Source organism: Streptosporangium roseum DSM 43021 (genome assembly GCF_000024865.1).
Taxonomy (GTDB): Bacteria; Actinomycetota; Actinomycetes; order Streptosporangiales; family Streptosporangiaceae; genus Streptosporangium; species Streptosporangium roseum.
This window is the reverse complement of sequence record NC_013595.1, coordinates 357,371-379,285: the sequence shown is the minus strand read 5'-3', so window position 1 is coordinate 379,285 and position 21,915 is coordinate 357,371. Positions and strand designations below refer to the sequence as shown.

Below are 21,915 nucleotides of genomic sequence, written 5' to 3'. Positions count from 1 at the left end.
GCATGCCGCGATAAGCCGGGGGCAGTGACTGCCCGCCCCCCGGCCGCTCCGCCCCACGGAGGAACGATGGCGTTCGACCAGACAGCGTCCCCGGAACGGATCGGCGACACCGGAGTGCTGCGCTGGCCGGGCACGTGGCGGGTCTACGTCGCCACGCGGAGCGAGGAGATCCGGGCCGACGCCGAGCGCGCCCTGACCATGCGCGACGGGGCGGGCCAGCTGGTGTCGGTGGGCGACGGCATCGGCAGGCACCTGGAGCGCGCGGAGGTCTACGCGCGCTCCAGGCACGGCCTGCGGCGCTGGCTGACCGGCCAGGCCATCGAGGGCGCCTGGTCCAACGTCAACAGCGCGACCGTGATGCTGTACGGCGTGCTGCCGACGGCGGAGCTGTGCGGTCGGGGCCCCGAGGTGGCGGCGATCGGCCGGGCCTACCTGCCCGGCGACGATCCCCGGCTGACGCACCTGCAGACCCGGCTGGCGGCCGGCGACCTGGGAGAGGACGACAGGCCGCTGATGCAGTCGGTCCTGCGGGCCGCCTACACCGCGCAGGCGATGGAGACCGGCCGGGTCCGCAGCTTCCGCAACCTGCTGCTCGGCGGGGTGGTCATGCTGAGCCTGATCGTGCTGGGCGTGGTGACCATCGGCGCGATCTGGCCGGACGTCATCCCGATGTGCGGCAACCAGTCGGTGGTCCAGGCCCAGGGGCTCATGCCCGCGCAGATCTGCCCCACCGGCTCCCTGCGGCCCAGCCGCGGCGACGTTCCCCTCGTGGCCCTGATCGGGATGCTGGGCGCGGCACTGGCCACGGCGGCCTCGCTCTCCACCCGCTCGGAGCTGTCCACGCGCTACTCGCTGGCGGTGGTCCAGAACATGCTCAAGGCCCCCGCCGGGGTGGCCACCTCCGTGCTGGGCCTGCTGATCCTGAACTCCGGCTTCGTCCCCGGCTTCGCGGGACTCGGCTCCCAGCCCGCCATCCTGGTCTGGGCCATGGCGTTCGGGTACGGCCAGCAGGTCGTCACCCGCTTCGTCGACCAGCGAGCCGACAACCTCCTCCTGGCCGCCTCACCGCTCACCCCGGCCGGCAGGGGGACCCGGGCCGCGTGAACACCCCGGAGACCGGGGACGCCTGAGCGCTCCGCCGGACGCCCGGACGCCCGGGCACTCCGGACAGCCGCCGAAAACGCCGGAACGCGCCGCCCGACGCCCGGGGCGAGGGAAATTCCGGGGGAGTCCGATCGCCGGGAACGCCGCCGCCGCGGGCGGATCCGCCGTGCGGATGCGGGACCATTGCGTGGAGACCCACGAGCGATCGAGTGATCAGGGGCTCGGGGGGTAGTTGCCATCCGAAGTGGCCGGTTCAGGGGTACTCAGCGGCTACTGTTGGCCGACAACCCCTGGCTGCCGCCACTCGTTCTCGCAATCATCCCCAGTCCCCAGCTTTCCCCTTCCCCAAGGAGCATGACGCATGGTCCGTTACCGCGTGCGCGGTGGCAACCCCCTCCGTGGAACCGCCTTCATCCAGGGTGCCAAGAACGCCGTGCTGCCCATGATCGGTGCGGCGCTCCTGGCGGCCAAGGGCCGTACGGTGCTGCGCAACGTCCCCATCATCGAGGACGTGCGCCGGGCGGTCGAGCTGGCCGAGGCGATCGGCGCCAAGGTCGAGCTCCACGAGGCAGAACGCACCTTGGTCATCGACGCCTCCCGGCTGAAAAGCCCGGTGCTGCCCGCGGAGATCGCCCGCCGCTTCCGCGGCTCCGTGCTGTTCGTACCCGCGCTTCTGCACCGCCTCGGCGAGGCGATCATCGAGGGCGTGGGCGGCTGCAACCTGGGCAGCCGCAACCTCGACTTCCACTACCTGGGCTACAAGCGCCTGGGCGCGATCGTGGACGAGGGCGACTCCGTCATCCACGTCAAGACGGCCGGCTTCACCGGCGCCACGCTGTACCTGGACACCCCCTCGCACACCGGCACCGAGAACCTGATCATGGCGGCCGCCCTCGGGCGCGGCACCACCGTGATCGAGAACGCGGCGCTGGAGCCCGAGGTCCTCGACGTGATCGAGATGCTGACCCGGATGGGCGCCAGGATCAGCGGCGGCGGCACCGGGTTCATCACGGTGGAGGGCGTGGAGGAGCTCCAGGCCGTCGAGCACACCGTGATGCCCGACCGCCTCGACGCGGGCGTGTTCGCCATGGCCGCGGCCATCACCGGCGGCGAGGTCAACCTGGTCGGCGCCGACCTGGACCACCTCGGCGTGGTCCGCTACAAGCTGGAGCAGATGGGGGTGGAGTTCTCCGACCACGGCGCGGTGCTCCACGTGCGCCGGGACCGCCCGCTGCGCCCGATCAACGTGATCACCGACACCTACCCCGGCTTCGCCACCGACCTGCAGTCGCCGATCATGACGGTCGCCTGCCTCGCCGACGGCGCCAGCTACATCCACGAGCGCATCTTCGACGGCCGGTTCGCCCTGGCCTCCGAGCTGAACAAGATGGGCGCCGACATCGAGGTGAAGGAGAACAGCGCCGTCGTCCGCGGCGCGACTCCGCTGACGGGCACGGAGGTGACCGCGCACGACCTGCGTTCCGGAATCGCCCTCGTTCTCGCCGGTCTCGCCGCCGAAGGGGAGACCGTGATCGAATCGGGTTATCTCATCGACCGCGGCCACTCATATCTGGCCGAGCGTATGCAGGCCCTGGGCGCCGATGTGAGGCGAGAGATTTCTTCCTCATAATCAGCGGGTTTCAGTCTCTCAAAAACCGCTCTGACCTGTGTAAACAGTAACAGTTAGGGGTTTACCCGGGGGGTTCCTCCCGGAATTGGCGTCAAATCGGGCGTGACATTACGGCCCCCGCAAGCGATCGTTCCAAAAGAGAGCCGAAAACAAACGGACAGCAGGATGGGACGAACATTGGTCGAGCGGGCCGAAGAAACTCCACGAGTGTCACGCCCGGGTGCCATGACACCGGACCTCACTATCGGTGTGGTGGGCCCCCATGACCTCGTCGAGCGAGTGATGCTCATGGGACACGCGGCGGCTCCCCTGCCTTGCCGCCTGGTAGCCGCTGCCTACCGGGACGAGCAGGAAGCCGCCGACAAAGTCACCCGCCTGGGGGCAGGGGTGGACGCATGCCTGTTCGCCAGCCCGGTCCCCTATGACCTGGCCAGGCGCTCGGGGGTGCTGACGATGCCGGCGACCTACGTCCAGCTCGGGGGAGCCGCGTTGATCGCCGCACTGGCCAGAGCCGCGCTGGACGAACGGATAGACCCGCGCAGGGTCAGCGTCGACGTGCTGAGCCGGGCCGACGTCGAGGAGGCCTACACCGATCTGAGCCTGCCGGTGGCGGACGTGCACAGCCGCGACGAGCCGGGGGCGACCGGCACGATCGCGGCCTTCCACGAACGCCTGGCCCGGCAGGGCAACACCAGCGGGGCGCTGACGTGCCTGCCCGCCGTCGCCGACCGCCTGCAGACGGCCGGGGTCCCGGTGGTCAGGATCCGGCCGACGTCCGCGGCGGTCCGCACGGCGCTGCACACGGCCGCCCTGCTCGGCGCGCACCACCGGCTGGAGGAGTCACAGCTCACCGTCGTCCTGGTGGAGGTGCCGACGCTCCGCGAACCGGTCCGCCGGGCCGCGCCGCGCTACTGGCGCGACGAGCTCCGGCTGTCCCTGCACCGGCTGCTGGTGCAGGAGGCGAACCGGATCAACGCGTCGGTGACCTCGATCGACGACCACAGCTACATGGTCACCGCGACCCGCGGCTCGGTGGCCATGGCCACGGAGGGCTTCCGGGTGCTGCCGTTCGCGGCGCGGGTCCGCGACGAGCTGGGCCTGGCGGTCGAGGTGGGCGTCGGCATGGGCCGTACCGCCCACGACGCCGAGTCGCACGCGCGGGCGGCGCTGGCGCGCACGCAGGCGGGCAAGCAGGCGCAGGGCTTCGCGGTGGACCGCGAGGGCAGGGCGCTCATCCCCGCGCCCAGGATGCCTCCGCAGGGCGGCGGGCCGCTGAAGCCGAAGGGCGTGGAGGTGCTGGCCCGGCTGGCGGCCAAGCTGGAGGGGGGAGACACGGTCGTGGACGCGGAGGGCGCGGGCAAGATGCTCGGCGTCACCCCGCGTACGGCACGGCGGCTGCTGCGCACGTTGGTCGACGAGGGACTCGCGTGGCCGCTTCCGCCCAACCGCACCCCGCAGCCGGGCCGTCCCCGCCAGCTCTACCGGCTGATCGTGGAGAAGCTCGGCAGCCGCTGAGACTCTTCCGCCGTTCCCCGTGATCCGGGGTCCGCTCCGCGCGGGCCCCGGATCACGGCGGTCCGGACCGCGTCTCACGGTCCGGACTCCGCGAGCGTTCTGTCGGACCCGAGGGCTAATGTCATGAGCTATGGGTCATGACACTACTGACAGCCGCGGATCGCTGCTCGTCTGGGGAGCACTGGCGATCGTCTACGTGGTGTGGGGATCGACCTACCTGGCGATCCGGATCGCCATCGAGACCGTCCCGCCGCTGCTCAGCGGGGCCATGCGCTTCAGCACGGCCGCGCTGATCCTCGGCACCGCGGTGCTCCTGCTCCGGGGATGGCGGGCCTTCCGGATGACCTGGAAGGAGCTGGGCGGGGCGGCCCTGGTCGGGTTGCTGCTGCTGAACGCCGGCAACGGCCTCGTCGCGGTGGCCGAGCAGCACATCTCCAGCGGGCTGGCCGCGCTGCTGGTGGCCTCGGTGCCGCTCTGGCTGGTGATCTTCAGGATCGTCGCCAGGGACATGCCGCAGGTGCTGACGCTGGCCGGGGTGCTCATCGGGTTCGGCGGGGTGGCGGTGCTGTCGCTGACCGGCGGGGGCAGCGCGGCGGACAGCACCGGGATCGTGATCATCCTGCTGGCGTCGATGTCGTGGTCGGCGGGCTCGTTCCTGTCCGCCCGGATCCCCATGCCCGCCAACCCCTTCGTCGCGAGCACGGTCGAGATGGCCGCGGGCGGGATCGGGCTCGCGCTGACCAGCACGGTCATGGGCGAGCACCTCGACCTCGGCGCGGTCTCCGGGCGCTCCTGGGCCGCGCTGGCCTACCTGGTCGTGATGGGCTCCCTGGTCGGCTTCACCGCCTACGTGTGGCTGCTGGGCGCCGCCCCGATCTCCCTGGTCTCCACCTACGCCTACGTCAACCCCGTCGTGGCGGTCGTCCTCGGCGCCCTCGTCCTGAGCGAGCCGGTCACGACCTCGATGGTCGCCGCGGGCCTGGTGATCGTCCTCGGCGTGGCCCTGGTGGTCTCCACCGAGCGCCGCAGGAACGCCCCGACCGAGGAGAAGGAACCCGCGTCCGTGTAGGACGCGGGCCCCTCGGGTCCGTCCCGGAGCGCCGGAGGCGGCCCCGGCGACGGAAGGGCCGTCAGGCGGCCCTGAAGGCCGCCGCGGCGGCGAGGAAGGTGTCGTTGGCCTCGGGGGAGCCGATGGAGATCCTGGCCCCCTCTCCGGCGAAGGGGCGGACCGCGACCCCGTCGGCCGCGCAGGCCTCGGCGAACGCCGTCGTGCGCTCGCCCAGGCGGAGCCAGACGAAGTTGGCCTCGGTGATGGGCACCGTCCAGCCCTGGGCGATCAGGGCCTCACGGACCCGGGTGCGCTCCTTGACCACGGTGTCCACCCGCTCCAGCAGCTCGGCCTCGGCCGCCAGGGAGGCGACGGCGGCGGCCTGGGCCAGGTGGTTGACCGCGAAGGGCACGATCGTCTTCCGTACGGCGGCCGCCACCGGCTCGTCGGCGATCAGGTAACCCACCCGGAGCCCGGCCAGGCCGTACGCCTTGGAGAACGTCCGCAGCACGGCCACGTTCGGCCGGTCGCGGTAGACGGTGAGCCCGTCGGTGACGTCGGCGTCCCTGACGTACTCGCGGTAGGCCTCGTCGAGGACGACGAGCACGTTCTCCGGGACCCGGTCGAGGAAGGCCGCCAGCTCGGCCGCGTGGACGACCGTGCCGGTGGGGTTGTTCGGGTTGCAGACGAAGATCATGCGCGTCTGCGGGGTGATCGCCTCGGCCATGGCGTCCAGGTGGTGCGTCTCGCCCAGGAGCGGGACCCGGACCGAGGTCGCCCCTGCCAGGTCGGCCAGGAGCGGGTAGGCCTCGAACGACCGCCAGGCGTAGATCACCTCGGCGCCCGGCTCGCTCACGGTCTCGAAGAGCTGCTGGGCCACCGTCACCGAACCGGCGCCGAGCGCGACGTGCTCGGGCGGCACGCCGTACCGTTCGGCGAGGGCGTCGGTCAGGCCGGTCGCCGCCGGGTCGGGGTAGCGGTGGATCTCCGAGGCGGCCTTCGCGATGGCCTCGACCACGGAGGGAAGCGGCCCGTAGGGAGATTCGTTCGAAGACAGCTTGTAGGACCGGCCGTCGGCTGACACCACGGCCTTGCCCGCCTTGTAGGGGGGCATTGTGTCCAGGATCGCGCGGAAACGAGGCATGGCCTTACTTTATGAGGAGCGGGCGGATGGGGCATCATCCTGAAAGACTGGAGGTGAGAGGCATGCCTGACCGGGAGGACGACATGAGCATCGCACCGCTGACCGAGACCGAGCGGCCCGACACGGAGCCCGACACGGGGACGGCTGGGGCGGAGTCTCCCAAACTGGAGCCCGTTCCCGACTGGATCATCCCGTCATCGGATGGTTTCACCGCCGAGGACCTCGACCGGCTGCGGGGGATTCCCTCTCATACCGAGCTGATCGATGGCACTCTCGTCTTCGTGAGCCCCCAGACCCGCTTCCACTCACTCGTCATGTTTCTCCTGGAGCGAGAGCTCCGCCACACTGCTCCGGCGGAGCTGCGGGTGCGCAGGGAGATGACCGTGACACTCGGAGAACGCCAACGTCCCGAACCCGATCTCATCGTGGTCCGCGCCGACGGCGACCTGGGCATGAAGCAGACCACCTACCAACCCGCCGACGTCGTCCTGGCCGTCGAGGTGGTCTCCGCCGAGTCCGAGATCCGCGACCGGGAGCGCAAGCCCCAGCTCTACGCGGCGGCGGGCATCGCCCACTTCTGGCGGATCGAGAACGTCGAAGGCCATCCGACGGTCTACGTCTACGAACTGGACCCCGCGACCAAGACCTACGCACTCATGGGAATCCAGCACGACCGGCTGAAGCTCACCGTCCCCTTCGACGTCGACATCGACCTGGCGGAGATCGACGACCTCTGAGCCCCCGCCTACTCCTTGAGGGAGCGGAGCATCGGGGGGTGGAGCAGCAAGGCCGGTCCCCGGCGGTAGAGCTTGGCGGGACGGCCGCCGTCGCGGGTGGTGGTGCGGCCGGTGGGCACCAGGAAGCCCTCGGCCTTGGTGACCTTGCGGTGGAAGTTGCGCGGGTCCAGGGTGCGGCCCCAGACGATCTCGTAGACCCGGCGCAGGTCGGCGACGGTGAACTCCGGGGGGCAGAAGGCCGCGCCCAGCGGGGTGTACTCAAGCTTGCCCCGGGCGCGCTCGATCCCGTCGACCATGATGCGCCGGTGGTCGAAGGCCATCTCCCGGAGCGAGGAGACCGGCTGCCAGCTCATGTGCGCCTCGGTGGAGGCCGGCAGGTCGGGGGCGAGACCGAGGTAGGCGACGCTCAGGACGCGCTGGCGCGGGTCGCGGTCGGGGTAGCCGTAGGTCTGGAGCTGCTCCAGATGGACCGGGGCGCCGGGCAGGCCGGCCCGTTCGGCGAGGACCCGGGCCGCGGCGGCGGGCAGATCCTCGTCAAGCTGGATGAAGCCGCCTGAGAGGGCCCAGCGTCCCTCGTAAGGCGATTTGTCCCGCCGCCAGACGAGCGCGCTCAGCGCCTGGCAGCGCACCGTGAGGACGACCAGATCCACGCTGACGGGAATGCGCGGAACCATGCCAGGCACGTTACACCGGTCAGGCGTTCATACGGACGTGCAGCGCCTCGGCGGCCGCCCGTCCGTCGGCGGCGGCGACCTCGATTTTCACCCAGGTGTCGTCGGGCACCTGGGTCCAGTCGAACGGGATCCACGCCGTCCTCATCCCGGTGGGCAGGTCGGGCAGCGGCTCCGACAGGTCCACTCCGGCCACGTCGACGACCTTGGGAGCCTCCTGGCCGTCCCAGGTGATCGTCACCTTGGAGCCCATGGGCATGTTGTATCCCCGGATCTCCATGCCGTCCTGGATGTCACGCTCCTTGCGGACGGCGTCCACCGGGATCGGCCGGTCCGCGTCGCGGGCGATGTCCTCGGCCAGCGACGGCGAGCCACAGGTGAAGAAGTCGCTCCACATGTAGGAGACGACCTTGGAGACGTACCTGCCGACCTGGGTCACGGCCGTGTCGAGCCGTTTCTTGTCGGTGCGCCCCCGGGTGCCCGTCCTGGCGGCGCAGGGCTCCTCCGCGGACGGCTCGAAGGCCTCCACGTTGGCCCACAGCTGCACGTTGTAGCCCTGCGCGACCATCCTGTCCCGCGCCGCGGCCATCTCCCGGTAGTAGTCGCGGGTCGAGCCGTGGTAGGCGGTGCCGTTGGTCGTCTCGCCGACGACCGGGCGGAGCCGTTCGTCGACCTGCTCGTCGCGCTGGTCCGGCCAGAACAGCCCCACCTTGCCCGTGCCCCGGCTGTCCTGCGGCGCGATGATGCCGACCCCGGTCCTGACCATGGCCTCGAAGCCCTTGGCCACCTGCTTGGGACTGGCGCTGAACTTCAGCCGCTTGCGCGCGTCGATGTAGGGGCTGACCAGGATGGGCTTGCCGGGCATCTCCTGCTCCACGATCTGGTGCTGGGAGGCGTAGACCTTGAGCGTCGCGTGGTCGTCGTCCGGGTCCTTGCCCGTGTAGCTCATCTCCCGCATCTGCAGCTCGAACGGCTGGTAGAAGCCGCCGAGCGACTCCCGGCCCTGGAAGCGGGCGCCGTAGTCCTGCAGGATGCGCCGGGTGAGCGTGGTGAGCGTGTCGGTGCCGTCCTTGTAGGCCCGGGTGGCCTGCGCCGGGTCGCGCGGGGCCAGCGGCAGCGCGGGGAAGACCCGCACCCCGAACTGGTCGCCGAGGTCGAGCAGCTCGGTGAGGCTGTCGTTGTCCTGCTCCGCGCCCGCGATCAGGATCACGTGGTAGCCGCGCCCGCTGTTCTTGATGTTCGCGCAGCCCGGATCGTCGCTTCCGTCGTCCGGCGCGATGATCCGGTAGAAGACGGTCTTGCCTACGGTGACCGTCCGCTCGAACTCGGGGCAGCGGAACAGCCCGGGCCCGAACGCCTCGTCGGTCCGGTAGACGAACGTCCAGCTCACCCGGTTCCCCGGGTTGGCCGCCTGGAGGTCCTTCTCGGCCGCCGCCACGCACGGCAGCCCGTCCTCGACACACGGCTCGTAGCGGGGGTCGATCTCCTCACCCGCGTTGTCCATGATCCGGCCGTCCTCGTCGACGCGGCGGGCCTGCAGGCCCCAGCCGATCCGGATCACCGTGTCGCCGCCCACCTCGTGGATCGCGCCGAACTGCCGCCGCCAGGTGCAGTGGTCGGTGGTGGGGATGAGCCAGTAGCCGGTCACCGCGTAGGGCGAGGCCACCTTGGTGTCGAACGTTCCACACGGGTCGGTGAAGGCGCTGGCCTCGGGGGTCAGCGCGGCGGAGGAGGTGGTGGAGGGAGACGACGCGACCGGTGTCCTGTCGCTCGCCGGAGCGTCCGCGCCCTCGGGCAGGACGAGCACGATCGCCGCCACCACCGCGAGGATCGCCACGCCGAGAAAAGCGGTGAGCCAGCGCACGATCAGGACACTACCGTTCTCGTGATCAGGCGGACATAAGCAACATCGCCATACAAGAAATCAGCTCTTGACCCCGGCCCACGCCTCAAGCTGGGACACGAAACGGCGGGCCGAGTTCGGCCAGTGATGGTTCGCACGGGCCGCCGCATACCCTCGGGCGCCCTGGGCATGCCGCTCCCTGACGTCGTCCCGCAGGGAGAGCACGGCCTGCGCCACGGCCTTGGGATCCTCCCAGGGCACGACCAGGCCGCTGTTGTAGCGCTCGACCAGCTCCACCGCGCGCGGCGACGGAGTGGTGATCACCGGGATGCCGTGGGCCATGTACTCCACGATCTTCGTGGGCATGGAGTGGCGGTAGTTGGGCTCGTCGTGCAGCAGCGACAGCCCGGCCAGCGCCCCGTCGAGCCGCTTGAGCGCCTCGTCGTTCGGCATGAAGTCGCGCCACTCCAGCACGCCCTCGGCCACCGCCTCGTTCAGCGTCGGACGCGACTGCGGGTCGGCGTAGCCGATCAGCTCGACCGCCACCCGGTACGGCCGGAGCAGCCGGGCGACCTCGATGGCGTCGCGCACCCCGCGCGCCTCCGACAGCCAGCCGAGGTAGACGATCCGGTCGTCTCCCGGCGGGGTCACGTCGTCGGGCACCCAGGTCTCGTTCGGGACCACCAGGTGCGCCCGGTGGAACCGGCCGGCGTAGGCGGTCTCGGCGAGGAGCAGATGCAGGTGGCGCTCCGCCGTGCCTTCGAGCATGCGGGCCATGAACCGCACCGGCGGCCGCAGGAAGGCGGGCAGCCAGGGCTTCAGCGACAGGGTCGCCGGAGTGTCCTCGTGCACGTCCCAGACCACCGGGGGCCGCTTGCGCACGCCGACGACCGCGAGCAGCAGCTCGGGGTCGTGGATGACCACCAGATCAACCTGGTCGCGCATGCGCTTGAACACCTTGCGGGCTGCGCGCACGGCCGACAGCCGCTTGCGCTCAGCCGCGCGGGGGAGGTCGACGCCGTTCACCCACGACCGGGCCATGACGCCCCGCGCGGTGTACGGCGCGGCATACGTGACCTCATGACCGGCATCCACGAGCGCGCGGATCTGCCGGTGCAGGATCCGGGCGTCCTCGGGGTGATGCACCACCGTCATGACGAGCACGTGCACTGCGCGCAGCCCTTCGTCGCTAGAGCCGCTCGACGCGTTCACCCTCGGCGAGGACGCCTCGGGTGTCGAGCACGAGCCTGCCGTGGTCCTCGACGATCGACAGGTCGAAGGCGGCGTGCTGCTGCAGCAGCAGCGTCACGTCCGCTTCGGCGACCGCCCTGGCGAGGTCTTCCTCACGTGGTACGGGAGTACCGTCCACGTGCCATGTCCTGACGTACGGGTCGGCGTAGACCAGCTCCGCGCCGAGTTCCAGCAGCGCCCGCGCGACCGGCAGGGCCGGGGTCTCGCGCTCGTCGGCGATGTCGGGTTTGTAGGTGACACCGAGCAGCAGCACCTTGGAGCCGTTGACGGCCTTCTTGTGCCGGTTGAGCAACCGCTGGACGCGGGCCACCACGTAGGACGGCATCCGCTCGTTGATCTCCTGCGCCAGCTCCACGAACCGGAACGGGTAGCCGAGCTTGCGCACCGTGTAGGACAGGTAGGAGGGGTCGACCGGGATGCAGTGCCCGCCGACGCCCGGTCCGGGCAGGAACTTCTGGAAGCCGAACGGCTTGGTGGCCGCGGCCTCGATGGCCTCCCAGAGGTCGACCCCGAGCTCGTCACAGAAGATCGCCATCTCGTTGACGAGGGCGATGTTGACGTGCCGGTAGGTGTTCTCCAGCAGCTTGGCCATCTCGGCCTCGCGGGTGCCGCTGACCGGCACGACCTGCTCGACGAACTGGGAGTAGAAGCCGACCGCCCGGTCCTTGCAGGCGGCCGTGTAGCCGCCGACGACCTTGGGGGTGTTGCGCATGCCGTACTTGGGGTTGCCCGGGTCGATGCGCTCGGGCGAGAAGGCGAGGTGGAAGTCGGTGCCCGCGACGAGGCCGGAGGCCTCAAGAATGGGGCGGGCGACCTCGTCGGTGGTGCCTGGCCAGGTCGTGGACTCCAGGACGACCAGGGTGCCGGAGGACAGGTTCCGGGCGACGGTGTGGGTGGCGCCCTCCACCGCGGACAGGTCGGGGCGGTGGTCGTCGTCCAGCGGGGTCGGCACGCAGATGACGATGGTGCGGCTGTCGGCCAGCACGGACTCGTCCAGGGTGGCGCTGAAACCGCCCGCCAGCATGTGCTCGAGGTCGGCGTCGGTCAGGTCGTCGATGTAGGACCGGCCCGCGTTGAGGGCGTCCACCTTGCGGGGGTCGACCTCGAAGCCGACGACCCGCAGGCCTGCCGCCGCGGCCTCCTTGGCCAGTGGCATGCCGACGTACCCGAGACCGATCACGGCCAGGTCATAGGCGCTCACGCGGCCCCCTTCCTCGGCCGCGTTCGCGATGGCACCGAGCCCAACGGCCGGTTGGCTGCGCTCGCTCACGGGGTGACCCTGGAAAGACGGAAACAACACTTCATGGTGGCAAAGGCTATCTCAACTCCGCGCAAGCCACGCCTAATGCGATTGAACGCATCACAAACGGCTGGGTCGCCCATCACCTGCACGAGACGTCAACCGGCAAGTGATCGGTAAATGTCACGGTACGTTTCCGCGACGCGGCTCCACGTGCGCTTCGCGGCCACCTCCGCGCGTCCGGCCTCGCCCATCGCCGCCCGCCGCGCCGGGTCGTCGCGCAGTGCGGCGAGTGCCTCCGCCAGGGCCTCCGGGTCACCCGCGGGGACCAGGAGCCCGGCGCCCTCGGAGCCGACGAGCTCCGACAGGGCGGGCAGATCGCTCAGCACGACCGGCTTGCCGAGGGCCATCGCCTCGACGGGTTTCAATGGCGTAACGAGTCGGCAGACCCGCAGGTCCTCGCGGGGGCAGACGAAGATGTCGATGGCCGACTGGGCCTGCAGCGCCTCGTCCGGGCCGACCCGGCCGGGCAGGATCGCGACGTCCCCGAGCCCCAGCTCCTCGACCTGCTCCAGCAGTGCCGGGCGCTCGGCGCCGTCGCCGACGAGGAGCAGCCTGATCGGGGCGCCCTGATCCCGCAGGAGGGCGGCCGCGTTGATCATGGTCGCGAAGCCCTCGTAGGCCACGATGCTCGACACCGAGCCCATGACGATCTCACCGGGCTCGATGCCGTAGGCGGAGCGGAACGTCGCCCCGTCGTACTCCGCGGTCAGCAGCGAGTCGTCCACCGCGTTGGGCGCCAGGAAGATCTTCTCCCTCGGCACGCCCCGCTCGACGATCTCGGTGGCCATGGTCTCCGCGAGGGTGACCACGGCGTCGGCCGAACGCATGATGAACGCCTCGCGGTCACGCTGGAGCACGTGCCGCTGGCTGCCGACGCGCTTGGGGTCGCGGGAGGCCCAGGTCTCCTCCAGGAAGCCCCGGACCTCGTAGACCATCGGCGTGCCGGTCCGCTCGCGCACCGCCAGCGCCACCGAGCCGTTGCGGTGGTCGGTCGCGGCGTGCAGCACCTGCGGCCGGAGCGTCCTGACCAGCTCGGTCACCTCGCCGGCGCCCCGGATCATGCGGCCGTGGCTCTCGAACGGCACATCGCCGCTCGGCAGCAGCCGGTGGTAGGGGATCTCGTCGATCTCCTCGTACGGCTCCGCGTCGACGTGGCCCTGCATCATCGGCCAGCCCCAGCTGGTCACGACGTGCGGATCCAGCCCCGCGGCCTTCTGCGCGGTGACGATCCGGTGCGTGCGCACGGTGTATCCGGCCTGCGTGTACGGCAGGGCGTTGGTGACGCAGTGCAGCACCCGGCCCTCCACCCGCTCGCCCACGATCACCTTGGACTTGGGCGGGATCGGGTTGGGCTGGATGGAGGCCAGCTCGCCGGTGTAGTAGGTGGCCCGGCGGTTGATGAAGGGGTATTTGGTGTAGGGCTGGAGCACCGCCGCGGCCTCGGTCATCCGCCCGGCGTCGAAGTGCGCCTTCGCCTCGTCCCACGGCCCCCTGACCAGGCGCATGCCGAGCTTGCGCACGACGATCCTGGCTCGGCGCGCGGCGGGCCAGGCGACCCGGCCCACGACGGGGCGGAGCCGCGGCGGGAGGGTCTCCGCGGCGGCCTGAGCCACACGCACAGGGTCGGACTTGACCTTGGTCGCCACGACTCGGGAGACGATCACAGGGTGCTGGACGAACCCCTTGAGAAGCCCGCGCAGTCCGGCACGGGCCGACTTCGCGGAAACCTTGGGGGAGTCTGGCCTGCTGGCATCGGATACCACGCCGTGACCGTACCATAGGCAACGTTTGCCACACTCCCGCATGAAAGGCGAGGTCAATGAGGGACAACGCCCCCCCGGGGACGACCCCGGACCCCGACAATCCCCTCGTCCTGCACGTGCTCGGCGCGCGGCCCAACTTCGTGAAGGCCGCTCCGGTCGTGCGCGGTCTCGCCGCCCTCGGGGTGCGGCAGGGCATCGTTCACACCGGTCAGCACTACGACGCGCTGATGTCGGACGTGTTCTTCGCCGATCTCGGGCTCCCGGAGCCGATCGCCAATCTGGGTGTCGGCTCGGGCTCGCACGCGCGCCAGACGGCGGCGCTGCTGACCGGCCTGGAGGACGTCGTCCTGGCGCACGGACCCGCGCTGGTCGTCGTCTACGGCGACGTGAACTCGACGCTGGCCGCGATCCTCGTCTGCTCCAAGCTCCACATCCCGACCGCGCACGTCGAGGCGGGCCTGCGCTCCTTCGACCGGGAGATGCCCGAGGAGGTCAACCGGGTCGTCACCGACGCCCTGTCCGACATCCTCTTCGCCACCTCGCCGGACGCGCTCTCGCACCTGGCCAACGAGGGCGTGGACCCGGCGCGCGTCCACCTCGTCGGCAACCCGATGATCGACAGCCTGTTCTCGGCGCTGGACCACCTCGACCCGGCCCCGGTCCGCTCCCGGCTCGGGCTCCCGGAGCGCTACGGCGTGGCGACCCTGCACCGGCCGGGCAACGTGGACGACCCCGCCTCCGCCAAGGAGCTGGTCGACGCCGTGCTCGCGGTGAGCGAGCGCATCCCCATCGCGGTGCCGCTGCACCCGCGCGGCCGGGCCCGCCTGGCCGAGGCCGGTCTCGTGAGCGGCGAGAACCTCCTCATCATCGACCCGCTGGGCTACGTGGACTTCCTCTCCCTGGTGCGGGGCGCCTCCCTGGTCGTCACCGACTCCGGCGGCGTGCAAGAGGAGACGACCATGCTCGGCGTCCCCTGCCTGACCGTCCGGCCCAACACCGAGCGGCCGATCACCGTCACCCACGGCACCAACCGCCTGGTCACCCCGGCGCTGCTGCCGGCCGCCGCCGACCGGGCCCTGGCCGACGGCGCGGCGACCCCCTCGGGCGAGCTGCCCCCGCTCTGGGACGGCAAGGCCGGCCCCCGGATCGCCCGGGTGATCGAGGCCTGGCTGGCGGGCCGCAACCTCTCCCCGGCGGCGCAGGCCGTACCGCCCAAATCCCTGTAAAACGGCTATTTCGTCACAGCCGAAGCCGTACGCTGGCACGACCCCGGATTAAGGCGATACCCATGAGTTCCCCCATGAGTGAGCAGACCCCCGAAGAGCCGAAGTACCAGCGGCTCGGGCCGATCAACTGGCTGCCCGAGGAGCGCAAGGTCATCGAGCGCTTCGAGGAGCGCGTCCGGGACCTGGAGCGGCGGCTGGCCATCGCCGAGGCCCGCGCCGACTACGCGCAGTGGAAGCTGGAGTCCACCAAGGTCCAGCGGCCCTACCGGGTGGCCGAGGCCATCACGGGCGCCAAGGGGTCGGGGGTCGTGCGGCTGCCGGGCAAGCTGCGCATGGCGCTGCGGCCCCGCAAGGGGCCCGAGGCGCCCCGGCCGGTGGCCGAGGTGATCGAGGAGCTGGACCAGCGGGGGCCCGCCGTGGACGTGCCACAGGTCAAGTGGCCGGCCGGGCCGATCAACCGGCCGGACCTGAAGGTCGCGGTCATCCTGGACGACTTCTCCCGGATGGCGTTCAAGTACGAGTGGGACCAGATCGAGTTCGGGCTCCGCGACTGGCCGGAGATCTTCGCCGAGCGGCGGCCCGAGCTGCTGTTCGTGGAGTCGGCCTGGCACGGCAACCAGGGCCGCTGGCGCTACCAGATGACCGGCTCCAACGCCCCCAAGCCGGAGCTGCGCGCCCTGATCGACTGGTGCCGCGAAGAGGGGATCCCGACGGTCTTCTGGAACAAGGAGGACCCGCCGAACTTCGACTTCTTCATCGACACGGCCAAGCTGTTCGACTACGTCTTCACCTGCGACGGCGACATGGTGCCCCGCTACCGGGAGGCGCTGGGCCACGACCGGATCGACGTCCTGCAGTTCGCCGCCCAGCCGCGGGTGCACAACCCGATCCAGGAGCGGCGCGGCCGGCTGCACGACGTGGTCTTCGCGGGCATGTACTTCCGGGACAAGCACCCCGAGCGCCGCGAGCAGATGGAGACCGTCCTCGCCCCGATCCGCGAGCTCGGCCTGCACATCTTCGCCCGCAACGGCACGGTCGACGAGAAGTACGCCTGGCCCGAGGAGTACGTCCCGCACATCGTGGGCGAACTCCCCTACGACCAGATGCTGGCCGCGTACAAGATGTACAAGGTCTTCCTGAACGTGAACTCGGTGCTCGACTCGCCGACCATGTGCGCCCGCCGGGTCTTCGAGCTGTCGGCCTGCTCGACCTCGGTCGTCTCCGGCTGGTCACGGGCCGTCCAGGAGACCTTCGGCCCGCTGATCCCGATCGCCCACGACGAGCTGGAGTCCTACAACCAGGTCCTGCACCTGATCAACAGCCCCGAGCTCCGCGCCCGCCAGGGCCACCTGGCCATGCGCGAGGTCTTCGACAAGCACCTGTTCACGCACCGCGTCGACCAGATCCTCGGGTTCCTCGGCAGGCCCGTCGAGCAGCGGTCGAGGTCCGTCTCGGTGGTGCTGCCCACCAACCGCGCCTCGCAGCTCGAACACGCCATCGCCTCGGTGGCCAAGCAGATCCACAGGCCGCTCCAGCTCGTGATGGTCCTGCACGGCCTGGACATCGACCCGGTCGTGGTCGCCGACAAGGCCCGCATGGCCGGGATCTCCGACGTCGTGGTGCTGCCCGCCGACCCGTCGCTGTCCCTGGGCGCCTGCATGAACCTGGGCATCGCCGCGGCCGAGGGCGACCTGATCGCCAAGATGGACGACGACAACCTCTACGGCGAGCACTACCTGTCCGACCTGGTCCGCGCCTTCGACTACTCCGACGCCGAACTCGTCGGCAAGGGCGCCCACTACGCCTACTTCGAGGGCCGCAACACCACGATGCTCCGCATGCCCGGCCTGGAGCACCGCTACAGCTGGCTGGTCCAGGGCGGCACCTTCCTCGGCAAGGCCGACATGTTCCGCCACTACGGCTTCGAGGACGTCACCCGCGGCGAGGACACCCGCCTGGTCCGGAGGCTGAAGGAGGACCGCGTCAAGATCTACTCCGCCGACCGGTTCAACTTCGTCTACTGGCGCAGCGGCGACCCCTCGATGCACACCTGGCAGCCCGACGACCACAAGCTCACCCGGGGCGCCCAGTTCTCCTTCGTCGGTCACCCCGACGCCCACGTGATGATCTGAGCCGGCGACGTCCCGGAAGAACGCACCTTCAGGTGAGAGGGGGCGGCCCGGTCGGGGCCATCGATGGCGACGAGGACGCGCACATGCTCTGACCAGCGGTCGAAGGCAGCCATGGACCCTTCAAGGGTCCGACGGACAGTGGATAAACGAGATGGAACCGGGAAAGGCGAACTGGTGAAGGCCTCTCTGTAAGGCCGCTGCTTCCCGGAAGAAGAAAAGGAGACGATATGTCTTCTTCTGCTATGCACCGTGCCATGCAGGTCGCCGAGCCTGGCGGGGACCTGTCTCTGGTTCGGGTGGATACCCAGGAGCCGGCCCCGGGCCAGGTACGGGTCACCGTCGAGGCGTGTGGGGTGTGCCACTCCGACGCGTTGATCACCGGCGGACACATCCCGGGCACCACCTTTCCCGTCACGACAGGGCACGAGATCGCGGGACGCATCGACGCGATCGGCGGCAACGTCACCGGCTGGTCAGTCGGTGATCGGGTGGCGGTCGGCTGGTACGGAGGTAGTTGCGGCCACTGCGACGCCTGCAGGGAAGGCGACGGCGTCCTCTGCCCCGAGCTTCAGGTGCCGGGAGTCGCGTACGCCGGAGGGTTCGCTGACTCCGTCGTGGTGCCGGCCGTCGCCCTGGCCTCGGTCCCGGACGAGCTGACGGCGGCGGAGGCCGCGCCCCTGGCCTGCGCCGGCGTGACCGTGTACAACGCGCTGCGCCGCAGCTCCGCGCGTCCAGGCGACACCGTTGCGGTTCTCGGTCTGGGCGGCCTGGGGCACCTGGGCGTTCAGTTCGCCGCGAAGATGGGCTTCAATACCGTCGCGATGGCCCGCGGTCCCGAAAAGGCGTCGCTGGCTCACAAGCTCGGCGCGTCTCACTATATCGACAGCGCCACCGAGAAGACGGCCGACGCGCTGCAGGCCCACGGGGGAGCCAAGGTGGTGTTGGCGACGGTGACCGACGCCGCGGCGATGTCCGCGACGGTCGACGGGTTGGGGCGCCACGGCGAGCTCATCATCGTCGGCGTCGCCATGGAGCCGATGGACATCACGCCCCTGCAGCTCGTGAGCGGGGCCAAGCGGGTGTACGGGCACGCTTCCGGCATCGCGGTCGACACCCAGAACACCATGAGGTTCGCCGCCCAGAGCGGCGTCCGGTCGTGGACCGAGGAGGTTCCGCTGGAGGAAGCCGATGCGGCGTTCCAGAAGATGATCTCCGGCCAGGCCCGCTTCCGCATGGTCCTCACCACCGGTAACTGAATACCTCGCGGGAAGGGACGTCCGGCCCTTTCCGTGGGAGCCACACCGCGGACAGGCGGGTACGGGACGAGCGGCCGCATGGAGTCGTCGGCGCGCACCCGTGGGGCGAGCATGAAGCGCGGCGTGCGGTCTTTCGCGGCGACTGTCGACGGCCTCTTCGAGGCTGAGGGCGCCGAGGTCGTCGTGACGCCGCTTCAAGCACCGCCGTCCATCATCCAGATCTGAGGAGAAACCGTGGCCGAGACCTACGACCCCCGCCGCACGGCGGTTCTGCTGGTCGATCCCTACAACGACTTCATCTCCGAGGGCGGCAAGCTCTGGCCGCGGCTCGAGCCCGTAGCGAAGAAGGTCGGCCTGCTGGACAACCTGCGTTCCGTGGTCACCTCCGCCCGCGAGGCCGGCATCCAAGTGGTGTTCGTCCCGCACCGCCGCTGGGAGCCGGGCGACTACGAGACCTGGGCCCACCCGAACCCGACCCAGCGGAACATCAAAGAGCGGCACACCTTCGCCCGGGGCTCCTGGGGCGGGGAATTCCACCCCGACTTCCAGCCGCAGGCGGGCGACGTCGTCGTCCATGAGCACTGGGCGCAGAGCGGGTTCGCCAACACCGACCTGGACTTCCAGCTCAAGCAGCACGGCATCACCCACGCGGTGGTCGTCGGCGTGCTGGCGAACACCTGCATCGAGTCCACCGGTCGTTTCGCCATGGAGCTCGGCTACCACGTGACGCTGGTCCGCGACGCCACCGCTGCCTTTCTCCCCGAGATGATGAACGCCGCACATGAGCTGAACGGCCCCACCTACGCCCATGCCATCGTCGCCACGGGAGAGCTCGTCACCGCGTTCGAGGAAGCGCGGTCATGATCCTGACCGGGCGACTGCCCAATGGAGCGGCCTCCGTGGCCGCAGTGCGCACCATCTCCAGCACCCGGGCGCCCGCCTCGACCGCCGGGTTGCTCCGCTGAACACCGGCCACCTCGCCTTCCCCGTAGGGAGCCTGCCCGCGGCTGGTGTGTGCATGACAGATCCATCTTAATGTGATCATTACCATCGTATCGTCGCTGCTCGCGCGGCCGGAAGGCGTTGACGTCCCCGGCCGCTCCGCGGCGGCCTACCGGTAGGAAGCTGTTCATTTAGCCCATACCGGGGCATGTCATGAAATACGCACCTTGGCCTGCCCGACGCCGCCCGGTCGACGTCGACCGGCCCCTCGCCGGTAGGGTCGGTCGGCTGCCCCATCCGCACACGTACGGGAGGCCGTTCACCACGGCCGCCACGCTGAACAGGTGCACCATACTGGGCCGGCGGAACCGGCGGCCCGGGTCCGCCGCGAGGATGGGACACGCAGCAGGGACGGAACGTGTGGTCAGCGTGAGTCCCGTACACGTCCGCCCCAGAACGAGGAGCCCGACCATGACGCTGAACACGACCGACGACACGAGCAGCTTCGCCGACCTGACGCTGCGGCCCGAGCTCCTGCACGCCCTCTCCGGTCTCGGCTACGAGGAGCCCACGCCGATCCAGCGCGAGGCGATCCCCCCTCTGCTCGAAGGGCGCGACCTCCTCGGACAGGCCGCGACGGGGACGGGCAAGACGGCCGCGTTCGCGCTGCCGGTGCTCCAGCGGATGACCCGGGACGGCGGGGGCGGGGAGCCGATGGCGCTCGTGCTCGTGCCCACGCGCGAGCTGGCCGTCCAGGTCTCGGAGGCGTTCCACCACTACGGCCGCGAACTGGGCGCGCGCGTCCTGCCGATCTACGGCGGGCAGCCGATCGGCCGGCAGTTGCGGGCGCTCCAGCAGGGCGTCGACATCGTGGTCGCGACGCCCGGTCGCGCGCTCGACCACATCGGCCGCGGGACGCTCCGCCTGGACGACCTCGAAATGGTCGTCCTGGACGAGGCGGACGAGATGCTCGACATGGGATTCGCCGAGGACATCGAGGCGATCCTGCAGGAGACTCCCGAGAACCGCCAGACGGTGCTCTTCTCGGCGACGATGCCGCCGCGCATCAACGGGATAGCCCGCCGCCATCTGAACGACCCGGTCCGGATCGAGATGGGCCGTGAGACGACGGCCCCGGGCGAGGCCCCGCTGGTGCGGCAGACCGCGTACGTGGTCCCGCGGGCGCACAAGCCCGCGGCGCTCGGGCGGGTGCTGGACGTGGAGGCCCCCACCGCCGCGATCGTCTTCTGCCGCACGCGCGACGAGGTCGACCAGCTCACCGAGACCCTGAACGGACGCGGTTACCGCGCCGAGGCGCTGCACGGCGGCATGGGCCAGGAGCAGCGCGACCGCGTGATGGGGCGGCTGCGGACCGGGACGGCGGATCTGCTCGTCGCGACCGACGTCGCCGCCCGGGGGCTCGACATCGAGCAGCTCACCCACGTGGTCAACTACGACGTCCCCTCCGCGCCGGAGTCCTACGTGCACCGGATCGGCCGGGTCGGCCGGGCGGGCCGCGAGGGCGTGGCCATCACCCTGGCGGAGCCTCGGGAGCACCGGATGCTCAAGACCATCGAGCGGGTGACCAAACGCCGGATCCCGATCGAGAAGGTGCCGACGATCGCCGACCTGCGCGCCCGGCGGCTGGAGCTGACGCGCGCCGCGCTCCACGAAAGCCTCCTGGAGGACGACCTGGAGCGCTTCCGCGTCGTGGTCGAGACGCTCACCGACGAGTTCGACATCATGGAGGTGGCGCTCGCCGCGGTGAAGCTGGCGCACGAGGCCAGCGGGGCGGCGGACGACGAGCAGGAGATCCCCGAGGTCGCGCTGAGGACCGAGCGGGAGGAGCGCGGCCGTCGCGAGCCCGCCGGCCGCCAGGAGCGGCGTGGACGCCCGGCGGCGGGCGGGAGCGGGATGACGCGCCTGTTCGTCGGCGCCGGGCGCAGCTCCGGGATCCGGCCGCAGGACCTGGTCGGCGCGATAGCCGGCGAGTCGCGCCTCACCGGGCGCGATATCGGGGCGATCGAGATCGCCGACCGCTTCTCGCTCGTGGAGGTCCCGGACGCCGCGGCCGACGAGGTGATCGCGGTCCTGCGGGGAAGCACCATCAAGGGGAAGAAGGCCACGGTCCGCCGGGAACGCTACAACGCGCGGTAGCGGCGCCGGCCGGCGGTCGCCCGGACATCGCGACCGGCGCACGGCGGCGGATCCCGCCGCCGCGCACCTCCCGTCAGCCACCCTCCGGCGTCCGGATCGCCGGAGGCTTCCCGTCCTCGGCGGCCGGACGCACGCCATCCTTGGTGGTCGGAGGCTCCCCGTCCTCGGCGGCCGGACGCACGCCATCCTTGGT

The 21,915-nt window shown here is 70.6% G+C and carries 16 protein-coding genes; 10 read left to right on the top strand and 6 right to left on the bottom strand.

Annotated features, from left to right (window positions below):
• The first annotated feature begins 66 nt into the window (after positions 1-66).
• The 4 genes from SROS_RS01810 to SROS_RS01795 all read left to right on the top strand — a co-directional run bounded on the left by SROS_RS01810 (position 67) and on the right by SROS_RS01795 (position 5,318).
• Complete coding sequence (locus SROS_RS01810; RefSeq protein WP_012887162.1) at positions 67-1,104, top strand: hypothetical protein; 1,038 nt, start codon at positions 67-69, stop codon at positions 1,102-1,104.
• A 361-nt stretch (positions 1,105-1,465) separates the two neighbouring features.
• On the top strand, positions 1,466-2,734 hold the full coding sequence (gene murA / locus SROS_RS01805) for a UDP-N-acetylglucosamine 1-carboxyvinyltransferase (RefSeq protein ID WP_012887161.1): 1,269 nt from the start codon (positions 1,466-1,468) through the stop codon (positions 2,732-2,734).
• Between the two features lie 225 nt (positions 2,735-2,959).
• Positions 2,960-4,249, top strand: coding sequence for a GTP cyclohydrolase IIa (locus SROS_RS01800; RefSeq protein WP_012887160.1), 1,290 nt, complete (start codon positions 2,960-2,962; stop codon positions 4,247-4,249).
• Between the two features lie 130 nt (positions 4,250-4,379).
• Positions 4,380-5,318 carry an EamA family transporter gene (locus SROS_RS01795; protein WP_012887159.1) on the top strand — a complete coding sequence of 313 codons (939 nt, stop codon included), beginning with the start codon at positions 4,380-4,382 and terminating at the stop codon, positions 5,316-5,318.
• A gap of 61 nt (positions 5,319-5,379) precedes the next feature.
• Here the strand turns inward: SROS_RS01795 and hisC are convergent, their stop codons facing one another.
• Entirely contained in the window at positions 5,380-6,441 is a 1,062-nt protein-coding gene (gene hisC / locus SROS_RS01790; protein WP_012887158.1) for a histidinol-phosphate transaminase, read from the bottom strand.
• 62 nt (positions 6,442-6,503) lie between these two features.
• Here hisC and SROS_RS01785 point away from each other — a divergent pair, with 62 nt between their 5' ends.
• Positions 6,504-7,178, top strand: coding sequence for a Uma2 family endonuclease (locus SROS_RS01785; RefSeq protein ID WP_012887157.1), 675 nt, complete (start codon positions 6,504-6,506; stop codon positions 7,176-7,178).
• 8 nt (positions 7,179-7,186) lie between these two features.
• Here the strand turns inward: SROS_RS01785 and SROS_RS01780 are convergent, their stop codons facing one another.
• The 5 genes from SROS_RS01780 to SROS_RS01760 all read right to left on the bottom strand — a co-directional run bounded on the left by SROS_RS01780 (position 7,187) and on the right by SROS_RS01760 (position 14,009).
• On the bottom strand, positions 7,187-7,852 hold the full coding sequence (locus tag SROS_RS01780) for an NUDIX hydrolase (RefSeq protein ID WP_012887156.1): 666 nt from the start codon (positions 7,850-7,852) through the stop codon (positions 7,187-7,189).
• 19 nt (positions 7,853-7,871) lie between these two features.
• Positions 7,872-9,713, bottom strand: a complete 1,842-nt coding sequence (locus SROS_RS01775; RefSeq protein ID WP_012887155.1) for a DUF4434 domain-containing protein — start codon at positions 9,711-9,713, stop codon at positions 7,872-7,874.
• Positions 9,714-9,773: 60 nt separating this feature from the next.
• A complete protein-coding gene (locus tag SROS_RS01770) occupies positions 9,774-10,862 on the bottom strand; it encodes a glycosyltransferase (RefSeq protein ID WP_012887154.1) in 1,089 nt (362 codons plus the stop codon).
• Positions 10,863-10,881: 19 nt separating this feature from the next.
• A complete protein-coding gene (locus SROS_RS01765; protein ID WP_012887153.1) occupies positions 10,882-12,144 on the bottom strand; it encodes a nucleotide sugar dehydrogenase in 1,263 nt (420 codons plus the stop codon).
• A gap of 197 nt (positions 12,145-12,341) precedes the next feature.
• Positions 12,342-14,009, bottom strand: a complete 1,668-nt coding sequence (locus SROS_RS01760) for a glycosyltransferase family 4 protein (protein WP_148268915.1) — start codon at positions 14,007-14,009, stop codon at positions 12,342-12,344.
• Between the two features lie 56 nt (positions 14,010-14,065).
• On the opposite strand from SROS_RS01760, the gene wecB reads away from it, so the two are divergent.
• From wecB to SROS_RS01735, 5 genes are all read left to right on the top strand, one after another.
• Entirely contained in the window at positions 14,066-15,235 is a 1,170-nt protein-coding gene (gene wecB / locus SROS_RS01755) for a non-hydrolyzing UDP-N-acetylglucosamine 2-epimerase (RefSeq protein WP_012887151.1), read from the top strand.
• Between the two features lie 74 nt (positions 15,236-15,309).
• A complete protein-coding gene (locus SROS_RS01750) occupies positions 15,310-17,367 on the top strand; it encodes a glycosyltransferase family protein (protein WP_012887150.1) in 2,058 nt (685 codons plus the stop codon).
• A gap of 254 nt (positions 17,368-17,621) precedes the next feature.
• On the top strand, positions 17,622-18,623 hold the full coding sequence (locus SROS_RS01745) for an alcohol dehydrogenase catalytic domain-containing protein (RefSeq protein WP_245564541.1): 1,002 nt from the start codon (positions 17,622-17,624) through the stop codon (positions 18,621-18,623).
• A 234-nt stretch (positions 18,624-18,857) separates the two neighbouring features.
• On the top strand, positions 18,858-19,487 hold the full coding sequence (locus tag SROS_RS01740) for a cysteine hydrolase family protein (protein ID WP_012887147.1): 630 nt from the start codon (positions 18,858-18,860) through the stop codon (positions 19,485-19,487).
• A gap of 549 nt (positions 19,488-20,036) precedes the next feature.
• Complete coding sequence (locus SROS_RS01735; RefSeq protein WP_012887145.1) at positions 20,037-21,722, top strand: DEAD/DEAH box helicase; 1,686 nt, start codon at positions 20,037-20,039, stop codon at positions 21,720-21,722.
• Positions 21,723-21,915 lie beyond the last annotated feature (193 nt).